The 13,269-nt window shown below is 39.2% G+C and carries 15 protein-coding genes; all 15 read right to left on the bottom strand.

The genetic code is table 11. The features are described from left to right. Positions 1–91: 91 nt before the first annotated feature. Positions 92–811 carry a phage tail protein gene (locus IEX94_RS11065; protein ID WP_188857326.1) on the bottom strand — a complete coding sequence of 240 codons (720 nt, stop codon included), beginning with the start codon at positions 809–811 and terminating at the stop codon, positions 92–94. Then, positions 798–4,976, bottom strand: coding sequence for a phage tail tape measure protein (locus IEX94_RS11070; protein ID WP_188857334.1), 4,179 nt, complete (start codon positions 4,974–4,976; stop codon positions 798–800). Before IEX94_RS11070 ends, IEX94_RS11065 begins: the two co-directional genes overlap by 14 nt. A gap of 20 nt (positions 4,977–4,996) precedes the next feature. After that, a complete protein-coding gene (locus IEX94_RS11075) occupies positions 4,997–5,152 on the bottom strand; it encodes a hypothetical protein (RefSeq protein ID WP_188857336.1) in 156 nt (51 codons plus the stop codon). Between the two features lie 11 nt (positions 5,153–5,163). After that, on the bottom strand, positions 5,164–5,523 hold the full coding sequence (gpG, locus tag IEX94_RS11080) for a phage tail assembly chaperone G (RefSeq protein ID WP_188857337.1): 360 nt from the start codon (positions 5,521–5,523) through the stop codon (positions 5,164–5,166). 122 nt (positions 5,524–5,645) lie between these two features. Next, positions 5,646–6,281, bottom strand: coding sequence for a major tail protein (locus tag IEX94_RS11085; protein WP_188857338.1), 636 nt, complete (start codon positions 6,279–6,281; stop codon positions 5,646–5,648). Further along, entirely contained in the window at positions 6,281–6,676 is a 396-nt protein-coding gene (gp17, locus tag IEX94_RS11090; RefSeq protein WP_188857339.1) for a tail completion protein gp17, read from the bottom strand. Before gp17 ends, IEX94_RS11085 begins: the two co-directional genes overlap by 1 nt. Continuing rightward, positions 6,673–7,059 carry an HK97-gp10 family putative phage morphogenesis protein gene (locus IEX94_RS11095; RefSeq protein WP_188857340.1) on the bottom strand — a complete coding sequence of 129 codons (387 nt, stop codon included), beginning with the start codon at positions 7,057–7,059 and terminating at the stop codon, positions 6,673–6,675. The genes gp17 and IEX94_RS11095 overlap by 4 nt, the downstream gene beginning before the upstream one ends. Continuing rightward, positions 7,060–7,440 carry a phage head closure protein gene (locus tag IEX94_RS11100; RefSeq protein WP_188857343.1) on the bottom strand — a complete coding sequence of 127 codons (381 nt, stop codon included), beginning with the start codon at positions 7,438–7,440 and terminating at the stop codon, positions 7,060–7,062. Then, positions 7,433–7,699, bottom strand: a complete 267-nt coding sequence (locus tag IEX94_RS11105; protein ID WP_188857345.1) for a head-tail connector protein — start codon at positions 7,697–7,699, stop codon at positions 7,433–7,435. The genes IEX94_RS11100 and IEX94_RS11105 overlap by 8 nt, the downstream gene beginning before the upstream one ends. Continuing rightward, entirely contained in the window at positions 7,699–8,154 is a 456-nt protein-coding gene (locus IEX94_RS11110; RefSeq protein ID WP_188857347.1) for an Ig-like domain-containing protein, read from the bottom strand. Before IEX94_RS11110 ends, IEX94_RS11105 begins: the two co-directional genes overlap by 1 nt. 104 nt (positions 8,155–8,258) lie before the next feature. Continuing rightward, positions 8,259–9,503, bottom strand: a complete 1,245-nt coding sequence (locus tag IEX94_RS11115; RefSeq protein ID WP_229782680.1) for a phage major capsid protein — start codon at positions 9,501–9,503, stop codon at positions 8,259–8,261. Beyond that, complete coding sequence (locus IEX94_RS11120; protein WP_188857350.1) at positions 9,503–10,105, bottom strand: HK97 family phage prohead protease; 603 nt, start codon at positions 10,103–10,105, stop codon at positions 9,503–9,505. Before IEX94_RS11120 ends, IEX94_RS11115 begins: the two co-directional genes overlap by 1 nt. Next, positions 10,068–11,315 (bottom strand): phage portal protein, encoded by a 1,248-nt coding sequence (locus tag IEX94_RS11125; protein ID WP_188857352.1) that lies wholly within the window; start codon positions 11,313–11,315, stop codon positions 10,068–10,070. Before IEX94_RS11125 ends, IEX94_RS11120 begins: the two co-directional genes overlap by 38 nt. A gap of 198 nt (positions 11,316–11,513) precedes the next feature. Beyond that, positions 11,514–11,669 carry a hypothetical protein gene (locus IEX94_RS11130; RefSeq protein WP_188857354.1) on the bottom strand — a complete coding sequence of 52 codons (156 nt, stop codon included), beginning with the start codon at positions 11,667–11,669 and terminating at the stop codon, positions 11,514–11,516. Positions 11,670–11,673: 4 nt separating this feature from the next. Continuing rightward, positions 11,674–13,257 carry a terminase large subunit gene (locus IEX94_RS11135; RefSeq protein WP_188857357.1) on the bottom strand — a complete coding sequence of 528 codons (1,584 nt, stop codon included), beginning with the start codon at positions 13,255–13,257 and terminating at the stop codon, positions 11,674–11,676. Positions 13,258–13,269 lie beyond the last annotated feature (12 nt).

The following is a 13,269-nucleotide window of genomic DNA, read 5'->3' on the forward strand; positions in this document are numbered from 1 at the left end:
CTTGGACTGGACGAAATCGTCTAGTCCTCTTTTATAATTATTTTATTAGCTTTTATAACGACAGCTTCATCAGTAATAATAACCTGACTCATTACACCCACCTCCATCTCGGATTAATTTCTAAACTCTCTATATCTCCATCAAAATTAATTACATTACTTCCATGCCCTAAAACAGGAAAATCACCAATCATATGGTTATTAAGATTGGTGATAATGCCATTATTATTTCTATATGCATTCATCAGTTCTGAATCTATAATAATCGTGCCATTAACGTCCTGTATGGTGATTACTTGGTCATTGATATAAATCTTGCCTGTTCCAGCTACAGTCGCTATGATGATTGGCTGGGATTCATAGCCGGGATTGTTTAAAGTTGTTCGGCCGGTTATTGTTCTGGATGAATCGGCAATTTCGTACTGGAATGGGTCTAATCGAAATATAACAGTGAACTCTCCCATTTCCAACACGTCATTTATAGCATCATCAATTTTCACTGATTTAATTTTATAAAACACAGATTCATCATCATTAAAGCCTAATGTTTTTGCATTAAAAAACTTCATCTTAGCTATCCTAAATGCAGCTTTGAATGAAGTATTCTCGTAAAAGAAAAATTCAATTGGAAGTTCTATATCCTTGAAAGCACCCTTTTTGGTCAGGGAACTGTGACGACCTTTTATTTCAATGTGCTCCGTTTCCTGTTCAGGAGTTGGAACAACAACTCTTTCCCTCTGATAAACATCAAACTTCCTGGTATCTTCGCCGTCAAGATTCGTAATTAAATTCCAGTTTCTAATTGTTACCACCCCAAGCCGCTTGTCTTCTGTTTCCTAAATTACTGAGCATGTTGTCAATTTTATTAATATCTTCATCATTCCTTACGGTGACATTCATGACGATAGGTTGCTGACTTTGCTCATCTTTATCATTATTATTGGCATCCATAGCCATGATTAATTTTTCAAGAACATTTTCCAAGGAAGATATTTTGTTTTCTAGTCCACTATTATTAATCTCATGCTCCACTTTAAGAACCTGCTTATTATCCTGAATGGCGAGTGATATACCACCAATTGTCTGCTTGTACTTCTCAAATCCCTTATTAAATCCTTCAAGCGCATCTTTACCAACAAGTGAAGCTTTTTCTGCTGCCTCTTTCCGCCCCCTGTCAATAGCACCAGCGAAACCAGCAACGAAATTGTCTCCTGTTTCTTCGGTTTCCTTAGATGGAGAAGCTGTACGGATGGAGCTATTCAAGGCACTTAATGCTCTTTTACCTAGGTTCCAGGCTCTGCTCCAAATACTTCCATTATTATCATTAATTGAACTACTAAATCCAGCGACAAAGTTTCTTCCCGTGCTAGATGTGTCAACACTAGCTAAGCCTGAACGTCCACTTGTGGCAACTGTAACACCAGCTGTTCGCACCAAACCTTGACGTGACAATAGTCCACTGCGCATTTGGTTACCAGCTGTACGTCCTCCACCGCCATCAGTAGTACTGCTTAATCGGTCTGTGACATTCCTTGAGATTAAGAGCGCTGCTGTTCTATTGAATCCTAACGTTCCACTCAAGCCACTTTCATGGGAATCACCTTTGGACTTACCATGTGACCTAGCATCACCATCACCTTTGCTCAATTCAGCATCAACATCTCCGACTAACAACCTAGCTGCAGTTGAGTTCGTTGGAGTTGACAATTTTATTCCTTCGCGATGGCTGTCACCTTTTGACTTACCATGCGATTGAGCATTCTTATTGCCTTTTTTAAGTTCGGAATCAACACCATCAACAAGTAATTCAGCGCTAGTTTTATTATCACCAATGGTGAATCCCAAGCTATCCGAATGGGCTTTTCCTTTCTCCTTACCGGCTTGACCCGCTTCTGTTGTACCCTCTTTTAAGGCCTCCACAGTTTTCCCCGATAATTCAGCTGCAATCTCATACGCTTCGTCGGCTGTATAGCCTAGCTTTTCCAAATGTTCAACTAATAGATCCCCATTTAGTTGGATACCATCTTTTACTAATTCGAGAATATCCAACTCTTCAAGCATCTGAAGAAGTACTTCTTCACCAGTATTTATTTTCTCATCGATGGCCGCGATTTGTTTGTCGATCTCTTCTTTATTGGCACCTTGCTCTTCACGGTTTTTAACCAGTTGCTCACGCTCTTCCATGAGTTTGCTGTTTTTATTTTGAATCTGCTCAACAACATTACCTTCAGCAACTTCAATATCGTGAGTAGCTTCCAATGATTTAATTTTTTCTTGAGTAGATTCACTTAGTTTGTCTTTTTGAGATTCCACTAATGAATTAACGGAGCCATATAATTCTAGTTCACCGTTGATATATTGCTGTGCTTGTCTCAATTCTTCATTTTGTTCAACAAGTGTTTGTTGCTGTTCCTTTTGTTTCTCGGTTAGTTCACCATTTTTCTCGTATTCTTTCTCTATCTTAGCTAACTTTTCCTCGTTTTTGGCAAGTGTTTCTTCTAAAACTTGAATACCTTCATAACCAGTCTCATTAATTCCATTGCGTTTAAGAAGAATATCGGCTAGACCTTCATCGAGTGCTTCGATTTTTGCTAGTTCTTTCTCAGAAGCTTCAAGGGAATCCCGTTTTTGCTCCACCTGGTCTTGTAGAAGCTCTACACCTTCCAGATAATCTCCATTTAAAACGTTCATTAAATCTGCATGTTCATGTGTTAAGCGTTGCTGTTCCTCCGAGCCGTGAACTGTATCACGTTGTAACTCTTCTATCTCTGCTAAACGGTCTCTTATTTCTGATTCCGACATTTCAACAGCTTCGGTCATCGTTCCTTGCCGCTCAATAAGATAATTAATATCTTCCTGCGTTTGGGCAATTTCTTTTCTTAATTCTTTTTCCTTTTCAATTCCCTTAAGCCGTTCAGCTTCCATTTCGACCATGGTGGCTTGGTGTAGGGAGTCAATATATTCTCTAACAGCATCCGTATTTTCAACCCAAGCATTGCCTTGGTCTGAAATACTGGTTTCAATATTGGGAGTTTGTTCAATCAGCGCATCATTGGCATCAAATAACTCTTGCAATTCTTCTTTTGATAAACCAGAGTTCTTTGCAAGTTCTTCAAACTGACCTTGTAGTTTAGCAATTTCTTCCGGGTGTTTAGCCTTTTTAATTGCTTCATTCAAATCATAGAGTCTAGCCAATTCGCTATTGCTGATTTCCGCTTTACTGGAAAGCTTATCAAACTTATCGGCTGTATTTTCCAATTCAATCGCTTGATCATTTAATGCTTCAGCACTATCAAGGCTTAATTCTTCCTGCGCTTTAGTTTTCTCATTAACATAAAATAAAGCCGTACCTAAGGCTCCAACTAAAGCTGTACCGCCCACTAACGCTAAACCAATCGGACCAGCAAATGTCATTAGAGCACCAATACCAGCGACTAATCCTGCAACCGCCGTGGTGACTCCTAAAACACCAGTGGCCATCAATCCTGTTTTGGCTATCGCTTCGAGTGTTGCATCATCCATTTCTACAAGACCCTGGGTAAATTCAGTTAGCATATCAGTGCCGTCTCGTACATATGGTATCAATTGTTGACCAAGCTCAATCTGTAAACCTTCAAACGCTGATTTCAACTCCGTAACAGATCCTTGAAGGTTATCCTGCATCGTTACAGCCATATCTGCTGCTGCACCTTCTGAGTTTTCTAGGTCTTCTGTGTAATCAGCTAAAACACCTGAACCTTGCTCAAGTAATGCAGACCAACCAGCTGTTGATTCGGAACCGAATAGCGTTGCTAAGGCAGCTGTTTGGGCTTGTGATGACATTCCATCTAATCCTTTTTCAAGTTCAGCCACAACACCGTCAAGTGATTTCATGTTACCATCCGCATCAAATACATTGATACCTAGTTTCTTAACTAGCTTTTCAGCTTCGCCGGTTGGCTTGGATAATCTGATTAAACCTTGACGTAACATACGACCTGATTGGGACCCTTGAATTCCGGCGTCTGACATTATCATCACACCAGAAGCTAGGCCTTCAATATCCATTCCCAATGTACTAGCGATAGGAGCGACCGTAGCCATTGCATCACCCATCTGCTCAACATTAGTGTTAGCATTAGATGACGACTTAGCAAGTACATCCGCTATTCTTCCAGCGTCTTCTGCTTCGTACCCAAAACCGGATATGATATTTGATGTAATGTCGGCAGCTCTACCTAAATCCATCTGAGCACTTGCCGCTAGGTCTAAGAGTGCTGGAGTAGCCTCCATAATTTGATTGGTATCAAAGCCAGCCATTCCCAAGAATGACATCGCATCCGCTGCTTCCGTTGCACTAAACATAGTGGATGCTCCCAGGTCTTTGGCTAGTCCTTCCAGTTGTTCAAACTCTTCACCAGTGGCGCCCGTTAGAGCTTGCACCTTACTCATACCGGTTTCAAACTCTGCAGCTGTATTTATAACACCTTTACCTATTTTAAGAAGCCCTTTAAACATAACGCCCGTTGCTGCTCCAACGGCTGCACCTGTCGTCGCCATCGTTTTACCCACATCACGGAATTTCCTATCGAACTCTTCATAGGTCATGCGGGTGTCTTTGCCTTCAGAATTAAGCCGTTTCAACTGGCCTTCATATTTCTTCATTTCAGCTTCTGTGTTATTCAGGCGACGGGCCAATTCTTCCTGTTTGGCAGCATGTTCTTCTTCCGTAATATTCCCTTTTTCAAGTTCGGAAGTCCAGTGCTTCTGTTCGTTGGTAATTGCTTGTATACGCTTTTGATACTGCTCAATAATACCATTAAGTTGTTTTTTCTTCGCACCGGTATTGTCTAGTTTATTACCGTACTCGTCCGTTTCGGCGGAAGCGTTACGAAATTCAGAGTTAATTGTTTTAATCTGATTACTCGTTTCAGCCATGGCACTTTTAAACTGGGAAGTGTTCGCAACCAAATTAACTGTTAAATTTCTTCCGCTCATAAATTCACCCGCCTTTCCAGTTAGATTCCAAGATCGTCAATATAAAGAACATCATCTTCATCCGCTTCTTTTTCTTGTTTTCTTCTCCCAAGAAGCTGTAAATGATAGACCATGTCCATATTGTCGATTTCGTTTTGAGATATTCCAATATCAATAAGTTGGTTATACATATCCATCACGGTTTCATTTAGGTTTTTTTTTCGTCAACTTCTGCTAAATCAACACTTTTTAATAACATTTCTGCTGCCATCGATACTTGGCCCATAACAAAAAGGGTGCAAGCATTTACTGTTTTCATAATGTCCCTTGAATCCGAACCCTCTTCAAATTCTTGCAAGGTAAATTGATTTCCAAAAACATTACAGACAAACTGCATGTATGAATCCAAATCAGCCACAATCACATTTCCTGAATTAATCTCTTCCGAAATCATTGCGGCTTCTTTCAATAACGTCCCGCTGATTCGTTTAGGCGTGACGAATCGTTGCATCTTACCTTCAATTTCAAGTTCAATGGAAATTGGTTTATGTTCTGTTTTTGTACTCAATAAAATCACTCCTTAACAAAATAAAAAGAGTGAGCAATAGCCCACTCCTTGATATAGCCCTGTGTTATTGCCACGTTAAATGCGCGCTAGTGTCCGTTGACGTAGCATTAACATTTACGGGCTTACGAGGGATTATCTTCTCCTGTATCTTCATTATCATCGTTTTCATCTTTTTTACCTGGAAGTTCAGAAGCAACCTTCGGATCATATACCACATCTGCAAACCATTCATCAGTTGTAACGATTTCTGAACTAAGTCGTGCTCTCCACTCACCGTTATAGCGTAGTGGAGTAAACTTAATCGATAAATTTACGTCTTTAGCGTCAATTGTTCCTTGGTCTGTTTCATGATCAATACCCATAACAGTTGGAGTACCTTTTAATAACCAATAGAAACGGGTTCCGCCACCTCGTATCTTAGCTTCGAATCCTAATGCAATTTCCTTTTTAATATCATCTTTATTACTGAAAATAACACCGTTGACCACTTTCTCGCCAAACATAGCAATTTGAAAACTTTCGGGTAAATCGACTGCAGCCATTTCTACATCGAAACTTTCAAAGCTATCTAATACAGCAAATGGTCCATTATCCGCCCATTTAATTTCTTGGTTTTCATTCGGTGTACCACTTACACTAACTGCCCCTTCAATGCGTTGTACCTCATCATATTCAACACCTGTTCTATCATCTTTTTCTAAAACTGCTCCGTGGAAATTTGATAAACCATGAATTAATCTTGCTTTATTTTTCGTCATTACTCATCATCTCCATAAAAGTTTTTCTCGTAGCGCAAAGCCACGTGATAAAGTTTTGTATCTGTTTCAAAAAGCGGTTGATGATCGTACTTACCGTATTCTAACGATTTCATGATTCTATCAACCGCCTTAATCATTGCTTTTTCGTGGATAATTGATTCTGAATCTGTAAAAATACTCACTTGGAAATTAACAGTCGCTCGTACTTCTTCCCCGTCAGCATAAACTGTCGGTCTATTATTTAATTGACTGTAAACAATGCGGGGAAAGGGTGCATCTTGTTTTGCCACTAAATTATGAAAGCCACCCTTTGATAGAGTGGCCAGTTCTTCATCGTTTCGTAACGCACTAAGCAATTCAGCTTGTGCATCATAGTTACCTAAGTCTGTTGTCACGAGATCACCCTCTCCATCACATTCATCATTGCTTGTGCAACTTGGCTTTCTGTTTGGCTTAAAGAATTTCCCACTGGTGATTGCGGCGCTTGGTAGGATGTTCCGTATTCCACAAACTTTGCGCGCCATCGAAGGGACATTTTAGGAGCAATGTTTATCCTCCTACCTTCCGCACTTTCAGTCGGTCGCCCAATACGGATATTATCAGCGATATGCTCACCGTCTGCACCGGAGCGATTCCAGTTTTGTTCTTGCTTCCTTTTGACAATCTCAGCACCTGCTTTTAAAGATTCATCTTCAATCTTTGTGAGTTCATCAGTGGCCATCCCTTCGAATTCAGTTGCTAATTCTTCAAAACCGGCAAAGTCCATTTTGAAGCCCATCTATCTCACCTCATTCACAATGAACTCATGCTCAATATTTTTTTCTTCCAAGTTATTTAGATATTCAATCTCAAAAATGCGACCTTTATAGTTAAGGCGTAGTTTCTCGCCTAACTCATAGTACTTTTCCTCCACATCCTTGCGGTAACGAGTGTTTATTCTGGCTGATATTTTTGCTTGTGCAGCACCAGCCATAATAAATTCGTTACCACGGATGTTTCGTATCTGGGCATAGGTGGTCCCGAGATCACTTTTTTTCCAACCTTCTATCCAATGTCCATCGTCGTTTTGGTATTCTTTCAATTCTTCGTAATGGACAAGCTTGTTAAATCTTGCCGGGTTATTTAGTTGATTCATTGTTGTGATAGATGATTTATTCATTTTTAATCAATCCCGCCTGTAAAAGCATGCTCGTAAGTGTACGATCTAATTCCTGGGCAATTGCTGTATTTCTATTTTCATACCAGCTGGTTACAAGAAGAATAACTATCTGTTTATGAATATGTTTTTCTTTATCAAATTCTTGTCCAGTAGCATTCTTTAAATAATCTTGAGCCGTAGCAATAAGATGTTTCAATAACTCATCATCATGCTCGTAGTGCTCGTCCAATCGTAGGAACTGTTTGACCAAGGAAAGCATTAGCCTTCACCCTCTTCGGGTTCATCCGGCTCCTCTGGTGGATCTGGTTCGATTACGTTAACAGTTGCGGTGTCAGAAATACCTTCCGCACTAACCGTAATTGTCGCTGTACCAGTACTGACAGCCGTCACCGTACCGTTGCTTACTGTGGCCACGTCTTCATCGCTAGAAGACCAGGAAACATCCTGTTTAGCTGTAGAAGGTTCTACTTTTGCCGTTAAATTACGGGTTGCGCCAACCTCCAGGTTATTTGTTTTCGGTGATACAGAGACAGATTCCACATCGCTGTATTTTGTTTTAACCATAACTGTAGCTTTTTCGGATTCTTTATCACCAATAACTTCCGACACAGAAAAAGAGTACTCTGTGTTTGGAGTTAAACCTTCAACAGTGTACTCTTTATCCTCAATAGCTTCAGCAATCAATTCTTCATCTTGATATACATTGTAAGGCATAGTAATCTCCTTTCTATCTATTGAAAATAGCCCTGTTTAAAGGCTAGTCCCACACTAAATTAACTGTGGTATCAGTTGCACTAGCCTTTAAGTTCACGGGCTGTTTAGGGTGTTTCCTCTTCAGTTTTTTCTGTAAAGTCAATTACAATAACTGATTTTTCGTCTAGAATACGAACATCTTGACGTACTGCTACCATTAAAGCTTCACCGAAATGCATATAGTTAGTCCAAGATGCTTGATACTGGGAGCGATCGAACAGTACAATACCATCTTTTAAGTTTCCGATGATAATTGTATTTTCGCTGTTTTTTCCGATCATTTCATCCGGGAGAACTTCTACGCGTGCGCCAAGCAGGCGTTTTGCCGTTGGTTCTTTTACATCCGGCTGTAACAAGTAATTTCCTTGTTTGTCCTTCAGTTTATCGAGTGTAGCAAATGCTGTTTGGGAAACAATAGCAATGTTGTGATCGTAGTTAGGTTTAAGATTTAAATTAATAGCATCTTTAATGCCATCAATCCCTACAGCTTCCTTTTGTACGAACTTAAGAGTAGATGGTTCTCCGTTAATCTTTCCAGGTGTACCATTTTTGATAGCGTTAATAATCGCTTTATTTCGTGTAGATGCGATAGTACGAGCCATCCATGTCATTAATTCGGATAAAACATTGACTGCTGCATCTTCAATTGCTTCACGAGAAACAAGGAAGTAGCCACGATATGTTTTAATCTCATACCCTAATTGGTAGAATGGTTTAACAGCAAGTGCAGGGTTTTCTTCCAATTCTGCTACTTCAGGGAGTGCCGCAACTTCTGATTCACGGACAACAGGGAATTTCCCGCTACCGTTTGCAACTGATTTTACAGTCACATATTGATCTAAGTTAAATTCCTTTTCCTTCAACTTCATAATATCTGTAACAACTTGTTCAGGGATAACTACGAAACCTGAGTCTGTTTTTAACTTATCCCCATCAATTTCACGTGTTTCGAGATAATTTTCGAATGCCTGGCGCTGTTCTTCATTAGGTTCAATTCTTGTTCCATCATCAACTTGACGATACCGAGACATATCAACATCGCGCTCTTCCGGTTCTCCCCCCTCCCGTCCATCAGCCGGTTTCGTACCATCCATCGCACGCTGGCGGGCTTCGATTTCTTCTTTTTCTTCATTCAATTCACGGACTTCCTTTTCTAAATCGGTGAATTTCGTGTCACCACGTTTTTCGTCATCTTCCAGCATCCCGCGTATTTCTGCCAAGCGATCAGTAATTTCTTTTAACCGTTTGCCGTCTTTGTCACCATTGAAAAACTGTAATTTCATTTCTAATTTTTTCTTTTTAATCGTCATTATTTCATTCCTCCTAGGTTAATTAAAGTTTTTATTTTTGCCGCTTGTTCCTCGCGATATTCTTTTAATTCATCATCGTATTGTTTCATAGGATCAAAACCTCTTGCGCTAACTTCCGAATCTGGGTAGGCGGGAAAAGCAACCGCTGAAATTTCCGTTAGTTTAGCCTTTTTAATAGTACGTAAAGGTAAGTCGTCTTCCGGCTCGTATATATCATCGTCCGCATCCCTAAATGCAAAACTGACGCCATCCACGTCACCACGTTTAATAGACTCATAGGTGTCATTTCCAAGGCTTGTGCTAGGTAAATCCAACTCAAAACGCAAACCTATATCATCTTCTTTTAAACGTAATGTATTGTTTTTAACGCGGCCCAACACTTTTGATTTATCATGTGACCATAAAAAACGTTGGTCATCGTCATTTAGTGATTCTAAGAAGGCGCCTTTCTTGAATTGCTCTCTAAATTTATAATATAAACCCAAAACATGAGATCTCTTTTCCCATTTAACTGCATAACCACTTAAAGTCCGGTTACCGTCATCATCTTCACGGATACTAATATCATTCGTTAGCATTTCCCGAGTTTCCGTTTTGTCCATCAGCCTCACCGCCTTTCGAATATTGTTGTCCAGCCATAGTGACTGGAAGCATGTTGCCATTGAAATACAATTGATCGCCACCCGGTTCTGGTGGCAGGTTTTCTCTCGCCCTAGCTTCATCAGGCTTCAAAAATCCGTTTTGAATCCCTTCACTATACGCTTCATACCTTGTTTTCAAATCAGAACGCAACATGGCATCAACGTTAAACCGAATAAAAAAGCCCTCACTGATTTCTTGTTCAGTAAGAAGCTTATAGGTCATCTCTTCTTCATATCCTGTTAACTTAGGTTGTAATGTATCTTCATAGAACTCTTTATTTTGTTGCTCTTGGTTATGGTGGGTAGCACGTTCTAAGCTATTCAACTGATGCATTTTAACACCGAAAGCACTAGCAATCTGTCTTTCACTCAATGCCTGCAATTCCACAAACTGCGAATCAGCTAAAGATGTACTGATAGATTGATAATCAAATCCAATCGGTAACGGCAACAATTGACCCGCTTTTTCAATACCTCCAGAGACACGGTTCATTCTTGCCTGTAATTCTGTTTGGCTCTTTTCGTCCAAATCACCAATGTATTTCACAACTCCGCGAGCATGGAGACCATTCTTTAAATAGTTGTTGGTAAAACGTTGGGCTTCACCAGCATTATCAATAACGGTTTGTAGTTGTTCACGTATTGGCATGGGTTGAATCCCGTCTTTCGTCATTCCCAAGAAATATAAAACATCTTGATAAGAAAGCTTATATTCAATGCCACCTTGACGGTAAAGGAAAAACATAGGATTATCCCCGGTTTTAAATAAATCCACATCATCAATATAAGTTTCTACATGGTCCATATTTAACGGGATTAAAGAAACTGGGTTACCGTTTTTGTTTCTTCCAATCGCCACAACAGAATACCCATACCAATTCACCTGGTATTCAATTGTCTTCCATAACGTAGAAGCAGACATTAACTTGTTTGGTCTAAGTTTCAATATTTTAGATACTGAATGGTCATCTGCACTATCATTTCCTTTATGGACCTTGACAGGTAACTTACTCACATTGTCCGATAAAATTCTTAGGCAAGTGATTAAGGTTGTTTCCTTCATGCCTTTTTTGTCCATATTCACACCAAACATGGACCTGAAAACCGGTGACTCTAGAAGCTTATCTACATCAATATCTTCTTTCTTGATTTCTCTACCAAATAATTTCACAAATTAATCACTCCCTTCTGGTAAATGCCAGGAATAAACCAAATGAAATAAGGACTGCTCCTAACAAATACATAGCTGCTACTACGTTAATTTCGTATGTAGCAATTAGAATGAAAGATAGTCCAGACAAAATAAAAAGCTCATTAATTATACTTTTAATGAACTTGATTGGTTTGGATATTAAGTTTTTGATTTTTTTCATTCACCCCACCCTTTAAATCGGACGGTACTTTTTTGAGCATTTTCTAATAGCATTCTCAATAACCATTCCTCAGGAATATTGTTATCTCCTTGAAATTTTAACAGAAGGCCTGCCAATTCATTTTCAAGTTTCTTATACTCTATTGGTTTCATTTCATCACCCCATATTATTCGCCCAATCTTCAATAGCTTTATTCGGATCGTATTCTTGCTTTTTGTTATTCGCAATCGCCCTGGTCAATCCCATAAGCATTGCGATAATACCGTCAATTTTACCTTGCGTTTTATCGAATTTAATTCTTCCTTGACTGTTTTCTATGGCAACCGTACTTTCGGCCATCCAATTAAACACCGGATTATTAGGGTGCTTCAATTTGTTTTCGTATAATAAATCGTAGAAATCTGCAATGGTAGGACTAAAACCGAACCCTTGAACATGGTCCACCATAATAAAACCGTCATTTTGTAAATCGGAAGCTATACCACTGGAAGCAAATTTATCAAATACAATTTCTTTTATATCGTATTCTCTAGATAGCTCTTCTATAATTTGGCGAACATATCTAAAGTTAACAAAGTCGCCTTTTGTAGCTATCATATAACCCTGTTTTGCATATGCTTCATAAGGGAATTTATCTACCTTACCATCGCTGATTAGGGTTTCTGCCGGCTTAAATAGATAAGGTAACACATGATATTCATCATCTATCGGAAACACCAAGACAAGCGCTGTAAAGTCTTTATCAACAGATAAGTCCAGCCCCGCATAGCATGCTTTACCTTTTAAAAACGATAAATCACTGATTGTATTGTCCTTATTATTCCAGTACTTCATGTTAATAGCTCTCTCGGCTTCTAAAACCACATGTTGATTCAAGTAATATCTTCTGAATCCAGGTATCAAAGCAGGCATTACTTTTGCCTGTTTGGATAACCTTCTTAATTCGTCAGACTTTCTGAAGCCACCAGGTAACAAGTCAATCCCGGGATTAGCTTTTGTCCATTGTTCTTCATCTTCTATATCGCAATCATCATCTGCACGGTAAATGGCAGCATAAAAAGAGTCATCCTCAACTTCACCCGACTGTACTTTTAAAGCGTATTGGTATTTTTGATATTCGAGATTATGCTCATCCATTCCATTTGAAGCTGTGGTGATTGACATGATTATCGGCTCATCACGAGCACCTTGACCAGTTTGTAATTTTGTATAGTTTTCCCCGCCCGTTTTGTCCTCATGCGTTTCATCCACTGCCGCAATGTATGGGTTAAATCCATCCAATTTAGAAGTATCAGAAGAAACAATTTGAATAAATGAATCTGTAACTTTCCTTAAAATTCTTCTTCTGCTGTTTACAATCACGCAATGTTTCATAAGTGTTTTATTCGTGCGGATCATGTATTCAATCATATTATAAATATTGTCCGCCTGTTCTCGTGAGTTGGCAGCAACAATATTTTCTTGCCCCATTTCATCATCTGTGAAAAATAAATACAGTATGATAATTGCAGCAATAAAGGACTTTGAGTTTTTACGAGCCATTGTAATGAAGATTTCTCTATATCTTCTTAAGCCGTCAGATTTTCGTTTTGTCGCAATAATGTCAGTAGCTATTTTAAGTTGATAATCCAACAGTTTTATCTTTTGTCCTTTTTTACCCTTTGGAAGATTAAGCTTTTCAATAAACGTCTTGAACTTTGCCGCTTCTTTTTCATCAAAATAATATTTTTCCTTTGCCATATCCCTCGTTCC

Origin of the sequence: Oceanobacillus indicireducens (assembly GCF_014647195.1) — a bacterium.
Lineage (GTDB): Bacteria > Bacillota > Bacilli > Bacillales > Amphibacillaceae > Oceanobacillus > Oceanobacillus indicireducens.